The 20,191-nt window shown below is 59.0% G+C and carries 23 protein-coding genes; 1 reads left to right on the top strand and 22 read right to left on the bottom strand.

What is annotated here, in order from left to right; genetic code table 11:
- The 21 genes from nuoH to AC2FEB_RS20135 form a co-directional block, all read right to left on the bottom strand.
- On the bottom strand, positions 1-1,038 hold the full coding sequence (gene nuoH, locus AC2FEB_RS20235; protein WP_117868407.1) for an NADH-quinone oxidoreductase subunit NuoH: 1,038 nt from the start codon (positions 1,036-1,038) through the stop codon (positions 1-3).
- A gap of 204 nt (positions 1,039-1,242) precedes the next feature.
- Positions 1,243-3,264: an NADH-quinone oxidoreductase subunit NuoG gene (gene nuoG / locus AC2FEB_RS20230; RefSeq protein WP_496884334.1), complete on the bottom strand. Its 2,022-nt coding sequence runs from the start codon at positions 3,262-3,264 to the stop codon at positions 1,243-1,245.
- Positions 3,265-3,269: 5 nt separating this feature from the next.
- Positions 3,270-3,674, bottom strand: a complete 405-nt coding sequence (locus AC2FEB_RS20225; protein ID WP_117868404.1) for a DUF5333 domain-containing protein — start codon at positions 3,672-3,674, stop codon at positions 3,270-3,272.
- A 98-nt stretch (positions 3,675-3,772) separates the two neighbouring features.
- Positions 3,773-4,123, bottom strand: a complete 351-nt coding sequence (locus AC2FEB_RS20220) for a hypothetical protein (protein ID WP_117868403.1) — start codon at positions 4,121-4,123, stop codon at positions 3,773-3,775.
- A gap of 37 nt (positions 4,124-4,160) precedes the next feature.
- Positions 4,161-4,577, bottom strand: coding sequence for an MAPEG family protein (locus AC2FEB_RS20215; RefSeq protein WP_117868402.1), 417 nt, complete (start codon positions 4,575-4,577; stop codon positions 4,161-4,163).
- A 5-nt stretch (positions 4,578-4,582) separates the two neighbouring features.
- The gene (gene nuoF / locus AC2FEB_RS20210) at positions 4,583-5,881 is read right to left on the bottom strand and encodes an NADH-quinone oxidoreductase subunit NuoF (protein ID WP_117868401.1); all 1,299 of its coding nucleotides are present in this window, start codon (positions 5,879-5,881) and stop codon (positions 4,583-4,585) included.
- 12 nt (positions 5,882-5,893) lie between these two features.
- Positions 5,894-6,115 (bottom strand): DUF5337 domain-containing protein, encoded by a 222-nt coding sequence (locus AC2FEB_RS20205; RefSeq protein WP_117868400.1) that lies wholly within the window; start codon positions 6,113-6,115, stop codon positions 5,894-5,896.
- Positions 6,116-6,145: 30 nt separating this feature from the next.
- Positions 6,146-7,285: an NADH-quinone oxidoreductase subunit E gene (locus AC2FEB_RS20200; protein ID WP_117868399.1), complete on the bottom strand. Its 1,140-nt coding sequence runs from the start codon at positions 7,283-7,285 to the stop codon at positions 6,146-6,148.
- Positions 7,285-8,508 carry an NADH-quinone oxidoreductase subunit D gene (locus AC2FEB_RS20195; protein ID WP_496675343.1) on the bottom strand — a complete coding sequence of 408 codons (1,224 nt, stop codon included), beginning with the start codon at positions 8,506-8,508 and terminating at the stop codon, positions 7,285-7,287. Before AC2FEB_RS20195 ends, AC2FEB_RS20200 begins: the two co-directional genes overlap by 1 nt.
- Positions 8,508-8,630: a hypothetical protein gene (locus AC2FEB_RS20190; RefSeq protein ID WP_256367742.1), complete on the bottom strand. Its 123-nt coding sequence runs from the start codon at positions 8,628-8,630 to the stop codon at positions 8,508-8,510. Before AC2FEB_RS20190 ends, AC2FEB_RS20195 begins: the two co-directional genes overlap by 1 nt.
- Before the next feature lies 1 nt (position 8,631).
- Positions 8,632-8,805 (bottom strand): hypothetical protein, encoded by a 174-nt coding sequence (locus AC2FEB_RS20185; RefSeq protein WP_010442775.1) that lies wholly within the window; start codon positions 8,803-8,805, stop codon positions 8,632-8,634.
- On the bottom strand, positions 8,805-9,410 hold the full coding sequence (locus tag AC2FEB_RS20180) for an NADH-quinone oxidoreductase subunit C (protein WP_117868397.1): 606 nt from the start codon (positions 9,408-9,410) through the stop codon (positions 8,805-8,807). The genes AC2FEB_RS20185 and AC2FEB_RS20180 overlap by 1 nt, the downstream gene beginning before the upstream one ends.
- A gap of 11 nt (positions 9,411-9,421) precedes the next feature.
- Positions 9,422-9,955, bottom strand: coding sequence for a NuoB/complex I 20 kDa subunit family protein (locus tag AC2FEB_RS20175; protein WP_010442777.1), 534 nt, complete (start codon positions 9,953-9,955; stop codon positions 9,422-9,424).
- Positions 9,946-10,311: an NADH-quinone oxidoreductase subunit A gene (locus tag AC2FEB_RS20170; protein WP_050602775.1), complete on the bottom strand. Its 366-nt coding sequence runs from the start codon at positions 10,309-10,311 to the stop codon at positions 9,946-9,948. The genes AC2FEB_RS20175 and AC2FEB_RS20170 overlap by 10 nt, the downstream gene beginning before the upstream one ends.
- A gap of 194 nt (positions 10,312-10,505) precedes the next feature.
- Positions 10,506-11,288 (bottom strand): crotonase/enoyl-CoA hydratase family protein, encoded by a 783-nt coding sequence (locus AC2FEB_RS20165; RefSeq protein ID WP_117868396.1) that lies wholly within the window; start codon positions 11,286-11,288, stop codon positions 10,506-10,508.
- A 1-nt stretch (position 11,289) separates the two neighbouring features.
- Positions 11,290-12,141, bottom strand: coding sequence for a hydroxymethylglutaryl-CoA lyase (locus tag AC2FEB_RS20160; protein ID WP_496675340.1), 852 nt, complete (start codon positions 12,139-12,141; stop codon positions 11,290-11,292).
- Between the two features lie 78 nt (positions 12,142-12,219).
- On the bottom strand, positions 12,220-14,154 hold the full coding sequence (locus tag AC2FEB_RS20155) for an acetyl/propionyl/methylcrotonyl-CoA carboxylase subunit alpha (protein ID WP_117868394.1): 1,935 nt from the start codon (positions 14,152-14,154) through the stop codon (positions 12,220-12,222).
- Positions 14,155-14,159: 5 nt separating this feature from the next.
- Complete coding sequence (locus AC2FEB_RS20150) at positions 14,160-14,585, bottom strand: ASCH domain-containing protein (protein WP_117868393.1); 426 nt, start codon at positions 14,583-14,585, stop codon at positions 14,160-14,162.
- Position 14,586: 1 nt separating this feature from the next.
- Entirely contained in the window at positions 14,587-16,191 is a 1,605-nt protein-coding gene (locus tag AC2FEB_RS20145) for a carboxyl transferase domain-containing protein (RefSeq protein ID WP_117868392.1), read from the bottom strand.
- Entirely contained in the window at positions 16,188-16,664 is a 477-nt protein-coding gene (locus tag AC2FEB_RS20140) for a hypothetical protein (protein ID WP_496675338.1), read from the bottom strand. Before AC2FEB_RS20140 ends, AC2FEB_RS20145 begins: the two co-directional genes overlap by 4 nt.
- The gene (locus tag AC2FEB_RS20135; protein ID WP_496675336.1) at positions 16,661-18,187 is read right to left on the bottom strand and encodes an AMP-binding protein; all 1,527 of its coding nucleotides are present in this window, start codon (positions 18,185-18,187) and stop codon (positions 16,661-16,663) included. Before AC2FEB_RS20135 ends, AC2FEB_RS20140 begins: the two co-directional genes overlap by 4 nt.
- Before the next feature lie 136 nt (positions 18,188-18,323).
- On the opposite strand from AC2FEB_RS20135, the gene AC2FEB_RS20130 reads away from it, so the two are divergent.
- Positions 18,324-18,926 carry an OmpW/AlkL family protein gene (locus AC2FEB_RS20130; RefSeq protein WP_496675334.1) on the top strand — a complete coding sequence of 201 codons (603 nt, stop codon included), beginning with the start codon at positions 18,324-18,326 and terminating at the stop codon, positions 18,924-18,926.
- A gap of 53 nt (positions 18,927-18,979) precedes the next feature.
- Here AC2FEB_RS20130 and AC2FEB_RS20125 read toward each other — a convergent pair whose 3' ends face one another.
- On the bottom strand, positions 18,980-20,143 hold the full coding sequence (locus tag AC2FEB_RS20125) for an isovaleryl-CoA dehydrogenase (protein ID WP_117868389.1): 1,164 nt from the start codon (positions 20,141-20,143) through the stop codon (positions 18,980-18,982).
- Between the last annotated feature and the right edge of the window lie 48 nt (positions 20,144-20,191).

Here is a 20,191-nt window from a genome sequence, read left to right as displayed (position 1 = left end):
TCAGCCTCCTACGCTCCAACGGGCAAACGCGCCCCAGAACCAGTCGAATTTCGCCGCGAAGGCCACGAACACCACCCAGACCAGCGAGAATGGCAGGAAGACTTTCCAGCCCAGTCGCATCAACTGGTCATAGCGATAGCGGGGTGTGATCGCCTTGACCATTGCGAAGATGAAGAAGAAGAACGCCATCTTGGCAACCATCCACAGCACGCCATCAGGCAAGCCCGGGATCGGCGACAGCCAGCCGCCGAAGAACAGCAGCGAGGTCAGCGCGCACATCAGGAAGATTGCGATGTATTCCCCGGCCATGAACAGCAGGAAAGGCGTGGCCGAATATTCGACCTGGTAACCGGCGACCAGTTCTGATTCCGCCTCGGGCAGGTCAAACGGTGGACGGTTGGTTTCAGCCAAGGCCGAGATGAAGAACAGGAACACCATTGGGAAATGCGGTAGCCAGTACCAGCTGAAGAACCCGAACGAGCCATCTTGTGCACGTACAATGTCACCGAAATTCATAGACCCGGTTGAGATGATCACGCCGATGATGATCAGGCCGATCGAAACCTCGTAGGAAATCATCTGCGCAGCCGAGCGCAGCGACCCGAGGAACGGGTACTTTGAGTTCGACGCCCAACCGCCCATGATCACGCCATAAACCTCAAGCGAAGACACGGCAAAGACATAGAGTATGGCGACGTTGATATCCGACAGAACCCAGCCATCGTTGAACGGGATCACCGCCCAGGCGATCATCGCCAGAACGAAGGATGTCAGCGGCGCGAGGATAAAGACAGTCCGGTCGGCGCCCGCGGGGATCACGACCTCTTTTACCACGTATTTCAGGGCATCCGCCACCGATTGCAGCAGGCCGTAGACGCCAACCACGTTGGGGCCACGGCGCATCTGGACAGCGGCCCATATCTTGCGGTCTCCGTAAACAAGGAACAACAGTGAAATCATCACAAAGGCCACAACGGCAAGCACTTGCGCCAGAATGATGATGGCTATTCCGCCTGGGGTGTTAAAGAATTCAGCCATTGGTCCTCACACCGTGGGTATTCCGTTTTCCGCGTGTGATGCAAAGGCCAGATGCCTGCGCATTTTGCGGCTGGGTCGGCGCGTTGGTGTAAACAGCATCTGCCGTCTTTGCGCCACCCTTAATCTTCAAATTCACACGCAATTCAGGCGCGGCCATCTGCCACCCGGCTGCCACATCTGGTTGCGATATGAAACAGGAGTGGTTCATTCAGCCGCAATCTTCTCTGACTTACGGGCCTGTGCCTGCGCCGAAAGTTCGGCCATCAACTGCGAAGCACGCGCGATTGGGTTGGTCAGATAGAAATCCCTGACCGTATTGCGGAAACTTGCCTTACCCAGAGGTCCGGCGTCCAGTGCCTGAACCTCATTCTGCGCCACTTCATCAATCCGGGCGAGATGCGGAACCGCCTCGATCAGCGCAGTGCGCAGTTGCGCCAGCGAATCGAAGGGCAGTGTTGCACCCAATTCGGCAGACAGGGCACGCAGGATGGCCCAGTTCTCCTTGGCGTCGCCCGGCGCGAACCCCGCGCGCATTGCCAGCTGCGGGCGACCCTCGGTATTCACGAACAGACCGTTTTCCTCGGTATAGGCTGCGCCCGGCAGGATCACATCGGCGCGGTGTGCGCCCCGGTCTCCATGACTGCCCTGATAGATAACAAAGGCACCTTCGCCAATTTCGACTTCGTCTGCACCAAGGTTGTAGATCACATCAGCGGCGCTGACGGCGTCCATGCCACCCTCGTTGGTGGCATCCACATCCATCCCCCCCACGCGCGACGCAGCAGTGTGCAGAACGATCAGACCACTTTCAGTATTGGTAGCAATGGTTTGCGCGGCAGCCAGAACAGCAGCGCCGTCAGCCTCTTGCAAGGCGCCCTGCCCGACGATGATCAAAGATGCCTTGCCTTTGATCACGTCATCACCGCCCATGTCGACGACCTTTTGCAGCGCGGCACGGTCATCACCCATATGATGATAGTCGTAGGTCAAATCTGCCGCCGGACCGACCAGAGCAACCTCGGCACCATGTGCCCAGGCCTTGCGAATGCGGGCGTTGAGAACCGGCGCTTCGTCGCGCGGGTTGGTCCCGATCAGCAGGATGCGCTCGGCGCTGTCGATATCTTCGATCGCTGCGGTCCCCGCATAAGCACCACGATTCCCCGCAGGCAGCTTGGCGCAATCGGTACGGCACTCAACAACACCGCCCTGCCCTTCGATCAGCTGTTTTAGCGCAAATACCGCCTCGACGGGAGCCAGATCGCCCACGATACCGGCAGGCTTCTCGGCGCCTTTCAGCGCCTCTGCGGCTTTGGTCAGTGCCTCGGGCCAGGTGGCCCGGCGCAGTTTTCCGTTTTCACGCACATAAGGTCTATCCAGACGCTGGCGGCGCAACCCATCCCAGACAAAACGAGTTTTATCGCTGATCCATTCCTCGTTCACGCCATCATGGTTACGCGGCAGGAACCGCATCACTTCGCGCCCCTTCGTATCCACGCGGATGTTCGAACCAAGCGCATCCATCACATCAATGCTTTCGGTCTTGGTCAGTTCCCACGGACGCGCGGTAAAGGCGTAGGGCTTGGAAGTCAGCGCCCCAACCGGGCACAGATCGATGATGTTGCCCTGCAAATTCGAATCCAGAGTCTGGTTCAGATACGAGGTGATCTCGGCATCCTCGCCGCGCCCGGTCTGACCCATCTGAGTTATCCCGGCAACTTCGGTGGTGAAGCGCACGCAGCGGGTGCAGCTGATGCAGCGGGTCATTGCGGTGCCCACAAGCGGTCCCAGATCCAGATCATCGACCGCCCGCTTTGCTTCCTTGAAACGGGATCCGGACATGCCATACGCCATCGCCTGATCCTGAAGGTCGCATTCACCACCCTGATCGCAGATCGGGCAATCCAGCGGATGGTTGATCAGCAGGAACTCCATCACGCCTTCGCGGGCCTTTTTGACCATGGGTGAGTTCGTCTTGACCACCGGGGGCTGGCCCTCAGGCCCCGGACGCAGGTCACGCACCTGCATTGCGCAGGAGGCCGCAGGTTTCGGCGGCCCCCCCACAACCTCGACCAGGCACATCCGGCAATTGCCGGCAATCGACAAGCGCTCGTGGTAACAGAAGCGCGGCACTTCGACCCCGGCTTGTTCACAAGCCTGGATCAGGGTCATCGCGCCATCGACTTCGATTTCCTGTCCGTCGATATTGATCTTGCGGAGGTCAGACATGGCTCTCAATTCGCCCTCAAATAAACGCCAATAGCGCTGTTTCTTTGGATTTCTTTCTGCCCTAGAGTGCAGAACGTGTTGGGGTTGTCATAGGTCACGCCATTCGAAGCCAGATACGCCTCGCCCTTGGCGCGCATCCGGTCTTTCTCTGAATCCGAGTCGACATATGAGCGGATTTCACTGTCCGAGTACCCCAGTTTGTTCGCTTTGGACCGCAGCCCCCACATAACACTGATCGCTTTCAATCGCCGCCCGCTGATCGACGGACAGAATTCGGAGATCTCATTTGCGATGGCGATGTAATAGAGTTCGTCGTCGATCTCTTTGACATCCCTCAAGGGCGGCTTTGCTTCTGCAACAGCCGGAAACGTGATCACGGCGGCCAAGGCGAGTGTTTTTGCAAAAGACATGGTTCTTCCTTTCGTTTTGGATGTTCCAAAACGAAAGGGTCCGGTCTTGCTAGGCAATAACGGCCTGCAATCCACGTCGTGATATGCAAAAACGCGTGTCATGGCCGTTGGCATTTTCCTGCAAACGTCAATTGATCATCACTGATGCGCAGGTTTTGCGGCTCGGTATCCGGCCCCACTTTCCAATCGATCCGGGAAGATCCAAAATTCTGCACACAGAACTTGGTTCCTTCATGGCGACCGGCTTCACGCGCGCCGTCCAAGGACGCGGACGCGCCCTTCACCACAACAGTAAAGTCCGTGGGCGATGCTTTCTTGTCGACCGGCTTCGCCTTGGCCTTGAACGACTTTCCGTCGAACAGAAGACGATCTTCCGACGGCTTGATGATGCCGCAGGCGGACACGCTTGCCAGTACCAGCAGGACTACAAGGGTTTTTCGGGCCGTCATATTATCCCTCTTAGTGTTCTCATCTGCCGGGTCGCCATCAGAACGCCGCCACCAATGCCATAAGCCCAATCACAAACATGCAGGCCCAGCCCAATACATACAGCACGGACCGCAGGCCACTGTTTGGCTTACCTATGCCTTTGAAGTGCACCACCAGCATCACCAAACGCGCGACCAAAGCGACAGACGCCAGAAGATTGACCCAGAACGGGCTGGCGCCCAGTAAAACCGCCGCGGTCACAACGGCCACAAACGCCGGAAGCGTTTCCGTTCCGTTCAGATAGGCCCGGTTCAGACGATAGGCCTGGTCAGAATAATCCTGCTCTGGAGTCGCCCCCGGCGCGAGGCCCTTGCCCTGCTTGGCCAGCGCTGAAAACGGGGCCAGGAACAGAACCACTAGTGTGAAAAGCACAACCGATGAAATCGCGTGGCTGTATTCTGCAAACATGTCCATCCCGTTCACTCCGCCGCCATCGCACCCATACGGCCCGATTTCTGTGCCTTGATGCGGCCTTCGATTTCTTCCCGGAAATTGCGGATCAGGCCCTGGATCGGCCAGGCTGCCGCATCGCCGAGCGCGCAGATCGTGTGACCCTCGACCTGCTTTGTCACGTCAAACAGCATGTCGATCTCTTCCAGTTCAGCTTCGCCGCGCACCAGACGGTCCATGACCCGCATCATCCAACCGGTGCCTTCGCGACATGGGGTGCACTGACCACAGCTTTCATGCTTATAGAATTTCGACAGGCGCCAGATCGCCTTGATGATGTCGGTGGACTTGTCCATCACGATCACCGCTGCCGTTCCAAGCCCTGAGCCCAGATCGTTGCGCAGATAATCGAAATCCATGATCGCGTCGCGCATGTTCTCACCGCGCACACACGGAACCGAGGATCCACCGGGGATCACGGCCAGCACATTGTCCCAGCCGCCGCGAATGCCGCCGCAATGGGTCTCGATCAGCTCCTCGAAGGAAATCGACATTGCCTCTTCCACGACGCAGGGGTTGTTCACATGGCCTGAGATCGCAAACAGCTTGGTGCCCGCGTTGTTTTGGCGACCGAAGCCAGCGAACCAGTCGGCCCCCCGGCGCAGGATGGTCGGCACGACCGCAATCGATTCCACATTGTTCACAGTTGTCGGGCAACCATACAGGCCAGCGCCTGCTGGAAACGGAGGCTTCATCCGCGGCATGCCCTTCTTGCCCTCAAGGCTTTCAATAAGGGCGGTTTCCTCGCCGCAGATATAGGCACCAGCGCCGTGATGCAGGAAGATATCAAAATCCCAACCTGAACCGGCGGCGTTCTTGCCCAGCAAGCCGGCATCATAAGCCTCATCAATCGCCGCCTGCAGCGCCTCACGCTCGCGGATATATTCGCCACGCAGGTAGATGTAACAGGTGTGGGCGTTCATCGCGAAAGACGCGATCAGGCAACCTTCGATCAGCGTATGCGGATCGTGGCGCATGATCTCTCGGTCTTTGCAGGTTCCGGGTTCGGATTCGTCCGCGTTGACCACCAGATAGGACGGGCGCCCGTCACTTTCCTTTGGCATGAATGACCATTTCAGACCGGTTGGAAAGCCCGCGCCGCCGCGACCACGCAGGCCCGAGTCTTTCATCGTCTGGATGATCCAGTCGCGACCCTTATCAATCAGGCCAGCAGTGCCGTCCCAATGCCCGCGGGCCTGCGCACCTTTCAGCGTGCGCTCATGCATCCCGTAGATGTTGGTAAAGATCCGGTCCTGATCCTTCAGCATCGCGTGTTACCTTCAGCTGTCCTGACGCATGCGCCAGAGTTGAAAAATGTTGATCCCCGCATAGATGAACCCCGCCAGAGCAGCGAGATCAAACAGCAGAGCGTGCCGGGTCGTCAAACCCAGCTCGGGGCCAATGAACAGGTTCATTGCAAGCCAGATCAGCATGGTCACAGCGATGACCATCCCGATATGTCGGCCCTTGCGGGCTATGGCCTTTTCCTTGTCCTTGTCCATTTTCCCCCGATACCCCGGACGGGCATCCGTCTAGTCTTCGTCCGTGCCCTCAGATTTGGCACGTTTGGCAAATTCGGTCTCTTCACCCGCTGCAAGCTTGGCCGCCTGTTCAATCCAATCATCGCGCTCGATCCGGCCCTTGAATTTCAAACGCGCATCGACCCAGGCCACCTGTTCCGGCGTCCAGGCAGCGATCTGGTCGTAGTGATAGAAACCCAGCTCGTTCAATGTCTGCTCCAGCTTGGGACCGACGCCTTTCAACAGCTTCAAGTCATCTGCCTTACCGTCGCGTGCGGCGGTCAGAGTCTCGGGCTGATCTTCGGTGACGTCTGCGGGCTTGGCCGCGGCTTCCTTGGCAACAGGTTTGGCTTTCGCCTCAGCCGCTTGTTTCACAGCCGGCTTCGGCGCCTCGGGCGATTTCGGAGGTTTTGCTGCCGCCGACGCACCCGCCTGCTTGCCATCCTTGCCAAGCCACGGCGTCAGGATCGCAACCTCAGTCCCGTCGATACGTTTGACCGTGTCGCCCAGATCGGTCGCCAGCTCAACACTGGCGTTGTATTGCGGCTTGCCAGCTTCATGCTCGGTCAGGCTGCTGAGGCCCTTCAACGGCTCAGCCGCATAACGTCCGTTTTGAGGACCGGGCGTCGGCACCTTGCCCGCCACCAGATCGTCGATGATCCTGCCAAAGCTCTCGGCCGTCAGATCCTCGTAGTAATCCTTGCCGATTTGCGCCATCGGCGCGTTGGTGCACGAGCCGAGGCATTCCACCTCTTCCCAGCTCAGCTTGCCATCGGCAGAAAGTGCATGTGCTTTCGCCGCAATCTTTTCCTTGCAGACCGCGATCAGATCTTCGGCCCCGCAGATCATGCAGGAGGTCGTGCCGCAGACCTGAATATGCGCCACCGAGCCAACCGGTTGAAGCTGGAACATGAAGTAGAAAGAGGCAACCTCAAGCACACGGATATAGGCCATGCCCAGCATATCTGCGACGGATTCAATCGCCGGACGGCTCAACCAGCCCTCTTGTTCCTGCGCGCGCCACAGCAGCGGGATGACCGCGCTGGCCTGACGCCCCTCGGGGTATTTGGTGATCTGCGCTTCGGCCCATTGCTGGTTGGCAGCGGTGAAGGCAAAGCTTTCGGGTTGTTCGGGATGAAGACGGCGGAGCATTAGCGGTCAATCTCTCCAAATACGACATCCATGGTGCCGATGATGGCGGCGACGTCGGCCAGCTGATGGCCCTTGGCGACGTAATCCATGGCTTGCAGGTGCAGGAAACCCGGTGCGCGCAGCTTGGCGCGGTAGGGTTTGTTGGTGCCGTCGGCGACCAGATAGACGCCGAACTCGCCCTTGGGGGCTTCGACAGCGGCATAAACTTCACCTGCGGGGACGTGGAAGCCTTCGGTGTACAGCTTGAAGTGATGGATCAGGCTTTCCATCGAGGTCTTCATGTCCGACCGTTTCGGCGGGGTGATCTTGCCTCGGGCTAGAACGTCACCGGGGCAGTCGCGGATTTTGACGATGGCCTGCTGGATGATCAGCAGCGATTGGCGCATCTCTTCCATGCGCACCAGATAGCGATCATAGCAGTCGCCGTTCTTGCCGACGGGAATCTGGAACTCGAACTCGTCATAGCATTCATAGGGCTGCGCGCGGCGCAAATCCCATGCCAGACCGGATCCGCGCACCATCACGCCCGAGAAGCCGTATTTCTGGATGTCATCCTCGGTCACGATGCCAATATCGGCGTTGCGCTGTTTGAAGATGCGGTTTTCGGTCAACAGGCCGTCGATGTCGTCCAGAACGTTGGGGAATTCGTGGCTCCATGCCTCGATATCGTCCAGCAGTTCCGGCGGCAAATCCTGATGAACACCACCGGGGCGGAAATAGGCCGCGTGCAGGCGGGCGCCACAGGCACGCTCATAGAACACCATCAGCTTTTCACGCTCTTCAAAACCCCAGAGCGGCGGGGTCAATGCGCCCACGTCCATCGCCTGCGTTGTCACGTTCAGCAGGTGGTTCAGGATGCGTCCGATTTCGGAATACAGAACCCGGATCAGCGAGCCCCGGCGCGGCACTTCGACCCCGGTTAGCTTTTCGATGGCCAGGCACCAGGCATGTTCCTGGTTCATCGGCGCCACATAATCCAACCGGTCGAAATACGGCAGGTTCTGAAGATAGGTCCGGCTTTCCATCAGTTTTTCGGTGCCACGGTGCAGCAGGCCGATATGCGGATCGCAGCGTTCGACGATCTCACCGTCCAGTTCCAGCACAAGGCGCAGAACCCCGTGCGCCGCAGGGTGTTGCGGGCCGAAGTTAATGTTGAAATTGCGGATCTTCTGTTCTCCGCTCAGCGCGTCCGTGCTGCCGTCATCGTATCTTGAGCCGTCCATCAACGCCCTCGTTTCTTTTTCGCATCGGCCCGAACCCGAACCTTTTCCGCTTCAGCGGCCTTGGCTGCGGCCCCCGCCAGCAGAACCCCCAATGCGCCCAGAATGATCAACTCACCCATCATCTCAGCGGCGCTCCAACTCTTGCAGTTTCAGCCCGACCCACCACAGCAAGGCTATCGTGCCAAAGGGAACCAGACACAGCAGGCACCAGTATTTGTTGATCCCGAAGAACGGCAAAATCTTCACCATCGGAATGATGGTCAGCGCAGACAGGATCAGCCACCAGATGCCACCCATTATTCGGTCTCCTGTTTCTCATCCCCCGGCAGAATGTAGTTCGCACCCTCCCACGGGGACATGAAATCAAACTGTCGGTATTCCTGCACCAGGCTGACCGGCTCGTAGACCACGCGCTTTTGCGCCTCATCATAGCGCACTTCGGTATAGCCGGTGGTCGGGAAATCCTTGCGCAGTGGGTAACCACGGAACCCATAGTCGGTCAGGATGCGCCGCAGGTCCGGATGGCCCGAGAACAGGATGCCGAACATGTCGAACACCTCACGCTCGAACCAATTGGCCGAGGGGTGCACGTCAACGATCGACGGCACCATGTCGTCTTCACGGATCGAGACCCGCAGCCGGATGCGCTGGTTCTGGTACATCGAAAGGAAGTGATACACCACGTCGAACCGCTTGGCGCGCTCGGGGTAATCCACGCCGGTGATATCCACCAGAGTCGAGAATTTGCAGTTCTGGTCGGATTTCAGGAATTCGACGAATTCCACGAGATTCGACGGTGCCACGTCCACGTTCAGTTCGCCGTGGGTTACGTCCCATGACAGAACACAATCAGACCGTTTCAGCTCCAACTGTGTGCCGAGTTCCTTGAGTGCTTCGCTCATCAGCTCTCTCCTCAGCGGACAATTGTGCCGGTACGGCGGATTTTACGCTGCAGCTGCATCAGGCCATACAACAAGGCCTCAGCCGTCGGAGGGCAGCCGGGCACGTAGATGTCCACAGGAACAACCCGGTCACATCCACGCACGACGGAATAAGAATAGTGGTAATACCCACCGCCATTCGCGCAGGAGCCCATCGAGATCACATAGCGTGGCTCAGGCATCTGGTCATAGACCTTGCGCAAAGCCGGGGCCATCTTGTTGGTCAGTGTTCCTGCCACGATCATCACATCCGACTGGCGCGGGGACGCCCGAGGCGCGATACCAAACCGTTCTGCATCATAACGTGGCATAGAGGTATGCATCATCTCAACCGCGCAGCAGGCCAGACCAAAGGTCATCCAATGCAGCGAGCCAGTGCGCGCCCAGTTGATGATGTCTTCGGTCGAGGTCAGCAGAAAACCTTTGTCCTGCAACTCGGCGTTCAGGGCCTGGGTGGCGACTTCCTTGTCGACACCGGCAGTGTTGGCACCTGTCATCACTCCCATTCCAGCGCCCCCTTCTTCCATTCATAGGCAAAGCCGATGGTCAGAACGCCCAGGAACACCATCATGGACCAGAACCCGACATCGCTGATGTCCTTGAAGCCCACCGCCCAGGGAAACAGGAAAGCAATTTCCAGATCGAAGATGATGAACAGAATCGAGACCAGATAGAATCGGACGTCGAATTTCATCCGCGCGTCGTCGAAGGCATTGAAACCACATTCATATGCGCTGACCTTTTCGGGGTCGGGATTGCGGACGGCCAGTACGACGGCGGCTAGGATCAAGACGATCCCAAGGCCCACGGCAACGGCCAGAAACACCAGAATCGGGAGGTACTCCCGCAGCAGGTCTTCCACGAATAGCTCCTTTCCTGCGCACGCATCTTGTCGGGTGCGCCGTCAATTGGCATGTTGACTGGACATTCTCTATCCCTGCGGGGTCAGAGGGTCAACCGAACACAGCCCCCTTCGCAATCAAACCTGCGCTTGACAGCGCGGCATAGAATCGCAGTACCAGCGTTTGGCTTTAGCTTGGCGGAACCTGGTAAAACCTACTTATTCCATGCAGGTTTTCGTTTTTCAAAAAACGCCGCGATCCCTTCGCCTGCCTCTTGTGTTTCCCACCGTTCGACCAGCTCTCCTATGGTCTGATCGATCACGGCATCGTCGATGCGCGGACCCAGAGAGCGTACCAGCGCCTTGGCAGAGGCAACCGCCCCGGGCGCGCAAGACAAATAGGGGCGAATTTCGTCTTCAACCGCGTCCGAAAGCCGATCTGCCGAAACGGTTTTCGCCAGCAGGCCCAGATCAACGGCCTCGGAAGCATCGAACAAACGGGCTGACATGAACACCCGGCGCGCGCGGGCTTCGCCCATGCGGGCGATGACATAGGGGCCAATTGTTGCGGGGATCAGTCCCAGGCGCGTTTCGGTCAACCCCATCTTCAGACTGTCGACCCCAATCGCGACATCGCACACGGCTGCCATTCCCACACCGCCACCGAAGGCATTGCCCTGCAACGCCCCAATCAAAGGCTTTGGTATTGTGTTCAGAGCCTGCAACATCTCGGCCAGCTTGCGCGCCTCGACAAAACGCGTCTTTTTGTCGGCCGCCATCTGGTCCTGCATCCATCCCAGATCACCGCCGGCGCAGAACGTCTTTCCCGCCGCTGCCAGAACGACCACTCGGACAGCGTCATCCGGACCCAGTTGTGATGCAGCCTCGGTCAATTCAGTGATCATTTGCCCCGACATGGCGTTGTGTTTTTCCGGCCGGTTCAGAGTGAGTGTGGCGACACCACGCACATCTGTCGTGATCGTGATCGTTTCAAACATGTCAGCCTCTCAAAGCCCTGGCCATCTGCGCCGCCTCTTCAATCACGTCGATATCCAGACCGGTTTCGTATCCCAGGCGATGCAAGTGCGCCACAACAGCCTCGGTGGCTACGTTTCCTGCGGCACCCGGGGCGTAGGGGCAACCGCCCAACCCGCCCACGGCTGCGTCAAACACCCGCACACCAAGCGCCAATGCAGCGTCGATATTATCGATCGCACGCCCATTGGTGTCATGAAAATGCCCCGCCAATCGCGTCACCGGAACCCTCTCGCGAACCGCCAGAAGCATGTGCGCGACCTTATCCGGCGTCCCCTGTCCAATCGTGTCGCCCAGTGAAACCTCATAACAGCCCAGCGCAAAAAGCCGATCAGCGACCTCGGCCACTTTTTCGGGCGGAGTCGGACCGTCGTATGGGCAATCCGTCGCGCATGAGACATAACCGCGAACAGGCAGGTCGACATGCCGCGCCGCCTCCAGAATCGGCGTAAACCGCTCAATCGACTCGGCGATAGAGGCATTGATATTGGCCTTTGAGAATCCTTCGGAGGCCGAGGCAAACACGGCGATCTCGTCCGCCTTGGCCGCCAGCGCATCGCCATATCCATGCATGTTCGGCGTCAGCGCGGCATAGCGCACCCCATCCACTCGGGTGATTCCGCCCAGAACCTGAGCCGATCCCGCCATCTGCGGCACCCATTTCGGAGAGACAAAGCTTGCGACCTCGATCCTGCGGAAACCCGCAAGGCTGAGGCAGTCGACCAAGGCGATCTTGTCTGACACCGGTATCTCGCGCTTTTCGTTCTGCAGCCCGTCGCGCGGCCCGACCTCGTAGATTTCGACCAGGTCACCCATGTCGCCCCTCCTTCTGGATTGTTGTCGCTTCAAACAAAGATCGTCTGACCTTTGCACGCCGCGTTGCGCGGGTACAGGTCAAGCTTCTTCCTCCAACCTCACCAAGGCAGCCCCGGCTTCGACCTGCGAACCGTCCTCGACCAGCACCTCGGCAACAACCCCGTCCCGCGCCGCAAGCAGAGAATGCTCCATCTTCATCGCTTCCAAAATGGCCAGACGATCACCTTCCTGTACGGTTTGTCCCGCTGTGGCAAAGACGGCTTTGACCAGACCGGGCATAGGAGCCTCGATCACATTGGTGTCGCCTGTGGTGCTGGCATCCCGGTCCAGCGGATCGATGATGTCGAAGCTCTGACCGTTGTTGGTGAAAACCGTCAGTGTCCCATTGTTTGCAGCAACGCGAGGCATTTGCCTACCGTTCAACGCCCATCGCCCGGCGGCACGTTCCGCAACAACGCGATCCTCGCCAATCTGCCAAATCTGGCGATCCGGCCCGTCGACCTGCACGTCCAACTTCAGCACTTCATCGTTACTGGACAGTTGCACAGCGCGATGCAGCGGCGCCCAGAGAGAAAACCCGGTTTCCGGGTCGACATCCACAAGATCCAGTGCAGTCATCGCAGCTGCGACTGCCGTTGCAACCGATGGCTCAGGTTCCTGTACCAACGCTTCGATATCTCGACCGATAAGCCCCGTATCGACATCGCCCGAGGCAAATCCTTCGTGACGCGTCAACGCGCCCAGAAAAGCCAGATTTGTGACAGTACCTGCAACTTCAGTCTGTTGCAGCACCCGGTTCAACGTCTCAAGCGCGACGGCGCGTGTCGATCCATGCACCACTACTTTGGCGATCATCGGGTCATACCACGGGCTGATCGTGTCCCCCGCGCGAACGCCGCTATCGGCGCGACAATTGGCAGGGAAAACCAGATGAGTCAGCGTTCCCGTCGCTGGCAGGAACCCTTTCGGAACGTCCTCGGCATAAAGCCGGGCCTCAAATGCATGGCCGGAGATCGCCAGATCATCCTGTTTTTTGGGAAGGTTTTCGCCTGAGGCTACGCGCAACTGCCATTCGACCAGATCAATGCCTGTGATGGCCTCTGTTACCGGGTGTTCCACCTGCAGGCGCGTGTTCATCTCCATGAACCAGAACCTGTCTGGGCGCAGCCCTTCAGAGGCATCAACGATGAACTCGACCGTGCCTGCGCCTTTATAGCCGATCGCCTCGGCGGCGCGAACGCCCGCCTGCCCCATAGCCTCACGCATTTCGAATGTCATACCCGGGGCCGGGGCTTCTTCGATCACCTTCTGGTGGCGGCGTTGCAACGAGCAGTCGCGTTCAAACAGATGCACTGCATGCGTACCATCGCCAAAGACCTGAACCTCGATATGACGGGGCTTGGCCACGAATTTCTCGACCAGCACGGCATCATTGCCGAAGGCGGTCCGGGCCTCACCCCGCGCGCTGTCCAGCGCGGCCGCGAAGTCCTCCGGTTTCTCGACCAGCCGCATCCCCTTGCCGCCGCCGCCTGCGACGGCCTTGATCAGAACCGGATAGCCTATCGTGTCCGCCGCACCTGCCAGATGTTCGGGGTCTTGATTGTCCCCGTGATAACCTGGCACGACTGGCACGCCGGCCTGCTCCATCAACACCTTGGCCGCGTCCTTGAGGCCCATCTTGCGGATCGCATCCGCCGAGGGGCCGATAAAGGTCAGACCCGCAGCCTGAACCGCATCCACGAAACCGGGGTTTTCTGAAAGAAACCCATAGCCCGGATGGATCGCCTGTGCGCCGGTATCCAGCGCCGCCTGTATGATCACATCGCCCTTCAAATAGCTATCTGCCGGGGCGGGACCGCCAATATGAACCGCCTCGTCCGCCATCTGAACATGTTTAGCCGCCGCGTCCGCATCGGAATAGACAGCAACGCAGGACACGCCCAACTTCTGAGCCGTCTCCATCACCCGGCAGGCGATCTCACCCCGGTTGGCAATCAGGATTTTACTGAACATGTCTTTCACCCTTCCACTGCCAGATCTTCGACGAGACGGAACCGTTCGCACACGAGTTTCATCTCGGGATCAAAGCCGCCGTTTCGTTGGAAATAACGGCGATGATCTTCGCGCCATCCTTCAAGCGTTTCATTCTCACCTTCAGCCAAAGCGAATTCCTCGGTCACATTACAATAACGCTGGATCGAGACATCGACGGTTTCAATGACCAAAGCCGGTGTGTCATCCCAGTTCAGCGCAATATCGCGTCGACCGGGCTTCGGCATTTCAGGACTGCCGTCTGGATAGTTGCAGAGCGCATCGCAGGTCGCTGTTTTACGGCCAGAACGGACCAAAGCCAGAAGCTCTGCACTCAGCAAGGGGTTGTCGCCGAATTTGAAGGTTTGCGCACCGGGATAGCGGGCCATGATGTCTTTCAAACTCTCGCTCATCTTACATCCTGAACACGCCGAAACGTGTCTCCTCGATCGGCGCATTCAGAGCGGCGCTCAGCGACAGCGCCAGCACATCGCGGCTTTTACGCGGGTCGATGATGCCGTCATCCCACAGACGGGCCGAGGCATAGAGTGGATGCGACTGTTCCTCGAACATATCCAGCGTCGGGCGTTTGAATTCGGCCTCTTCTTCTGCGGACCACGTGCCACCCTGCCGTTCTATCCCGTCGCGCTTGACGGTGGCCAGAACGCCAGCCGCCTGCTCACCACCCATCACCGAAATCCGCGAATTCGGCCAGGTCCACAGGAAGCGCGGCTGATAGGCGCGACCCGCCATGCCATAGTTCCCGGCCCCGAACGAGCCACCGACCAGCATCGTGATCTTGGGCACCGAAGTGGTCGCCACCGCCGTCACCATCTTGGCCCCATGCCGCGCGATCCCCTCGTTTTCGTATTTCCTGCCCACCATGAACCCGGTGATGTTTTGCAGGAACACAAGCGGGATTTTACGTTGCGAACACAGCTCGACAAAATGAGCGCCCTTCTGCGCCGCCTCAGAGAACAGCACGCCGTTATTGGCAACAATGCCAACCGGACAGCCTTTGACATGGGCGAAACCGGTCACCAGTGTCTCACCGAACCGAGGCTTGAACTCGTCAAAGCGCGAGCCATCGACCAACCGCGCAATCACCTCGCGGATATCATAGGGGGTGCGCAGATCAGCAGGGACAACGCCCAGGATTTCCTCGGGGTCATAAGCCGGGTCTTCGGGGCTGGCCCAATCCACCGTCTGCGGTTTGCGCAGGTTCAGCGACCCCACCGCACGGCGAGCCAAGGCCAGCGCGTGGGCATCATCCTCGGCCAGATAGTCTGCCACACCAGACAGGCGCGTGTGCACGTCGCCGCCGCCCAGATCTTCAGCGCTGACGACCTCGCCCGTCGCCGCCTTGACCAGAGGCGGGCCGGCCAGAAAGATCGTACCCTGTTCTTTCACGATGATGGTCACATCGGACATCGCGGGCACATAGGCGCCGCCCGCCGTGCACGAGCCCATCACGACGGCGATCTGAGCGATCCCCTTCGCGCTCATCCGCGCTTGGTTATAGAAGATACGGCCAAAGTGGTCGCGGTCCGGGAAGACCTCATCCTGATTGGGAAGGTTCGCACCGCCGCTATCGACCAGATAGATGCAGGGCAGATGGTTTTCCTCGGCGATCTCCTGCGCGCGGAGGTGTTTTTTGACGGTCATCGGATAGTAAGTGCCGCCCTTCACGGTGGCATCGTTGCACACCACCATGACCTCGCGCCCTTGTACCCGGCCAATACCCGCGATCACCCCGGCACAGGGCGCGGCATCGCCATACATCCCGTGCGCCGCCGTCGCGCCGATTTCGAGAAACGGAGACCCGGCATCCAGCAGGTTCGCCACCCGGCGTCTGGGAAGCATCTTGCCCCGAGAGACGTGCCGCGCGCGAGATTTCTCACCACCGCCCATGCGAGCCGCTTCAGCAGCTTCGGAGATTTGCGCCAGCGCGTCGAGATGGGCGGTGCGGTTTGCTTTGAAGCCCTCGGAGGTGGGCATGGCTTTGGATGTGAGTTTCATTCTGCTTTTAAACCTCCTGGCGCATCTGACAATCGTTCAAGGTCTCTGGCTGCGCTCCATCGCACTACGATATTAAAAGTCTCACACATAAACTCTGTCATCTGAGAGCAGTCCGGATCAAATTCATCGTTTCTGAATTCCTCCAAACGACGCGGGTAAGACCATTTCTTAAAGCCGCTCAAACCTGCCACTTGATCAGGCAAGCCCTCTGCGATTTCTTTGGTTTTTGCCAGAAGATGAGCGTTCAATTTCTCAATACAAACGCGCCTTTCCACGGGCGGATGTCCAAGTTCGCAGTAGTCATATGCCGAAGACATACATCGAGTATCCATTTCGTTAGCTATGAGGGTGCCGGACAGCGCTGTGCAACCGTCAAACCAAGTAGGGACATCCAGCGTTTCTATCGTTTCCTCAGCAGCTAGCGGAGCGGTAGCACCAAAGGTCAATACAAACAGTGTCAGCAGTCGCTTCATTCATGTACTTCCTCAGCCGCCCGCGCCTTCAACTCCTTGCGGATCACCTTCCCCGTCACCGTCATCGGCAGTTCCTCCAGAAACGCCACCTCGCGTGGATAGGAATACTGCGCCAGACGGTCCTTGACCCACTTCTGCAACTCGGCACCCGTGGCCTCAGCACCCGGTTTCAACACCACATAAGCCTTCACGATCTCGGTCCGCAGCGGGTCAGGCTTGCCGACTACGCCGACCGTTGCGACCGCCGGGTGGGTCAGCAGGCAATCCTCAATCTCTGCGGGGCCAATGCGATAACCGGCTGAGGTGATCACGTCGTCATCGCGACCAACAAAGCGCAGATAGTCCCCCTCCCAAACACCACGATCCCCGGTGATCAACCAATCACCCCGGAACTTCTCAGCCGTCGCCTCGGGTCGGTTCCAGTATTCCAACAGCATCGAGGCCGAGCCGCGCCGGATGGCGACATCGCCTTCCTCGCTGGTCGGGTTGCCGTCATCGTCGATCACCGCGACCTCATGCCCGGGCACCGGCTTGCCGATGCAGCCGGGTTGAACGGGGAAATCCTTGGCGCAGGAGGATACGACCATATTGCATTCGGTCTGGCCGTAGAACTCGTTGATCGTCAGTCCAAACGCACCTTGGCCCCAGGCTAGCATCTCGGCCCCCAGCGGCTCACCCCCGGACGCGACCGAGCGCAAACCGGGGATCGCCTGATCCGCGGCCTTGAGCATCCGCAGCGCGGTCGGGGGAAAGAAAGCATTCCGCACCCCGCCCCGCGCAATGATTTCGGCGCAGGCTTCGGGGGTGAACTTCTCAAGCCGTGCCGCGACAACCGGGATACCCAGCGCAAGGCCCGGCATCAGCACATCGAACAGCCCGCCGATCCACGCCCAATCCGCCGGGGTCCAAAGGCAGTCTCCTTCGCGCAGGTGATTGTGGCTGATCGAGACGCCCGGCAGATGCCCGGTCAGAACCCGGTGCCCATGCAGCGCGCCCTTCGAGCTGCCCGTGGTGCCTGAGGTATAGATCAATACAGCCGGATCTTCAGGCCCGGTCGCTGCAAACGGTACAGCCGGACCCGCCTCGCCAATTTCGGATGCAATCAGAGGTTCGGCCAGATCGCCCAGCAGATCCGCCCCTTCGGCATCGGTCAGCACGATCTGAACGCCTGCATCGCCAGCCCGCGACCGCAGCGCATCCTGCTTGAACAACTTGAACAAGGGCACCGAAGTCCCGCCGATCTTCCAGATTGCCAGATGCGCCGCTGTGCACCAGGGAGACTGGCTCAGCAGCACTCCGATCCGATCACCGGGCCGGACGCGGGCCAGCAGGGCGCGGGCAATCCCATCAGTCATTTGCGCCAGTTGCCCATAGGTTGTCAGCCGCCGCCCTGATCCGGTCAGATCGATAAGCGCCACCTGATCGGCCGGATGGTTCAGACATTGCTGCGCCATGTTCAGCCGGTCCGGTATGTCCCAACCTCCTTCTGAGCGCAAACCCGGTATGCGTTCAGCGTGCAGCAACGCGAATTCCCCTTGTTTTCCTGATGCTTCGCGACGTGATCTTGGGCGGACGCATCACGCAAACTTGATGCAGATCAGAGTGGCCGGACACCGCCTTTGCGAAACCAAGAGCATCAACATAACCAAAGGCAAGAATATGACAAAGAAACTCGCCGCTTTGACACTGTCTACTGCACTGGTCGCCCTGGCGGCTCCAGCTTTGGCCCAGTCGCAAGGGGACTGGACGCTGGGTATCGGTGTTGGCTATCTGGACCCGAAATCCGACAACGGCACGCTGGCTGGTGCGGCAGCAACGATCGACGCGGACACCCGCCCGATTTTCACTGCTGAGTACTTTATTCGCGACAACCTGGGTATCGAGCTTTTGGCTGCGACCCCGTTCAAACACACCGTTGCCCTTGGCGGTACGGACGCGGCCACGGTCAAGCAGTTGCCGCCCACCTTGTCGCTGAACTATCACTTCCCGACCAACAGCGCCTGGAAACCCTATGTCGGTGCCGGCCTCAACTATACGATCTTCTTCGACGAGCAATCGCCCCTGGGTAACATCAAGGTCGATGACTCCTTCGGCGTCTCGTTGCAGGGCGGTCTGGATTACATGGTCACCGACAACGGGGCGATCCGCCTGAACGTGCGCTGGTTCGACATTGACTCGGACGTCTCGCTCAACGGCGCCCCCATCGGCACCGCGGAAATCGATCCCTGGCTGGTCGGTGTTTCCTACGTCCATCGGTTCTGATCCCGTCTCCAAAACGCCCTGCGGTTTCCTCATCCGCAGGGCGTTTTTTGCTCTCAGAGCATTTCATTCATCATTTCGCGGCCGATCAGCATCCGGCGAATCTCGCTGGTGCCTGCGCCGATTTCCATGAGCTTGGCATCCCGGAAAATCCGGCTGACCGGCGCATCCGACAGGAAACCCGCCCCGCCCAGCGCCTGAACCGCCTGATGGGCCTGAACCATCGCCTGTTCCGACGCGTAAAGGCAGCACGCCGCCGCATCCTGCCGGGTCACATCGCCCCGATCACAGGCTTTGGCCACCTCGTAGACATAGGCCCGCGCCGAATTCATCGCGGTGTACATGTCGGCAATCTTGCCCTGCATCAACTGAAAGCTGCCGATGGGTCTGCCGAACTGCTTGCGCTCAGCCACATAGGGCATCACTTCGTCCAGGCAAGCGGCCATGATGCCGGTCCCGATGCCGGCCAGCACGACCCGTTCATAATCCAGCCCCGACATAAGCACGGCCACACCCTTGCCCTCTTCGCCCAACACGTTCTCGAACGGGACCTCTACGTCTTCAAAGATAAGCTCAGCCGTGTTCGATCCGCGCATACCCAGCTTGTCGAAATGGGGCGAGGTCGAAAAACCCTTCATCTCTTTTTCGATCAGAAATGCCGTGATGCCCTTCGATCCGGCATCGGGATTCGTCTTGGCATAAACCACCAGAGTATCCGCGTCCGGTCCATTGGTGATCCAGTATTTATTGCCATTCAAGCGGTAATGGTCGTTACGCTTTTCAGCGCGCAGCTTCATCGACACCACATCCGACCCGGCCGAGGGCTCTGACATTGCCAGCGCCCCTACATGCTCCCCGGAAATCAGGCGTGGCAGGTATTTCTGCTTCTGCTCGTCGGTGCCGTTCAGCTTGATCTGGTTCACGCACAGGTTGGAATGAGCCCCGTATGACAAGGAAACCGAGGCCGATGCACGCGCAACCTCTTCCACGGCGATCGTATGCGCCAGATAAGACATGCCTGCACCGCCATACTCTTCAGGCACGGTGACACCCAACAGACCAAGCTCTCCCATCTCTTTCCACAGCTCGTTCGGAAAGGCATTCGTGGCGTCGATCTCAACCGCCATCGGCTTGACACGCTCCTGCGCCCAGCGATGCACCATCTCGCGCAGGGCATTCACATCCTCACCCAGATCGAACTTCATCGTGGCCATGAACATCTGCGTCTTCCCTCCGCTTTAATGAACAAGTGTTCAATAAATCTCTAG

This window comes from Ruegeria sp. YTSC106, assembly GCF_059609765.1.
Note: the sequence above shows the minus strand (reverse complement) of the source record. Positions and strands in the feature narration are given on the sequence as shown.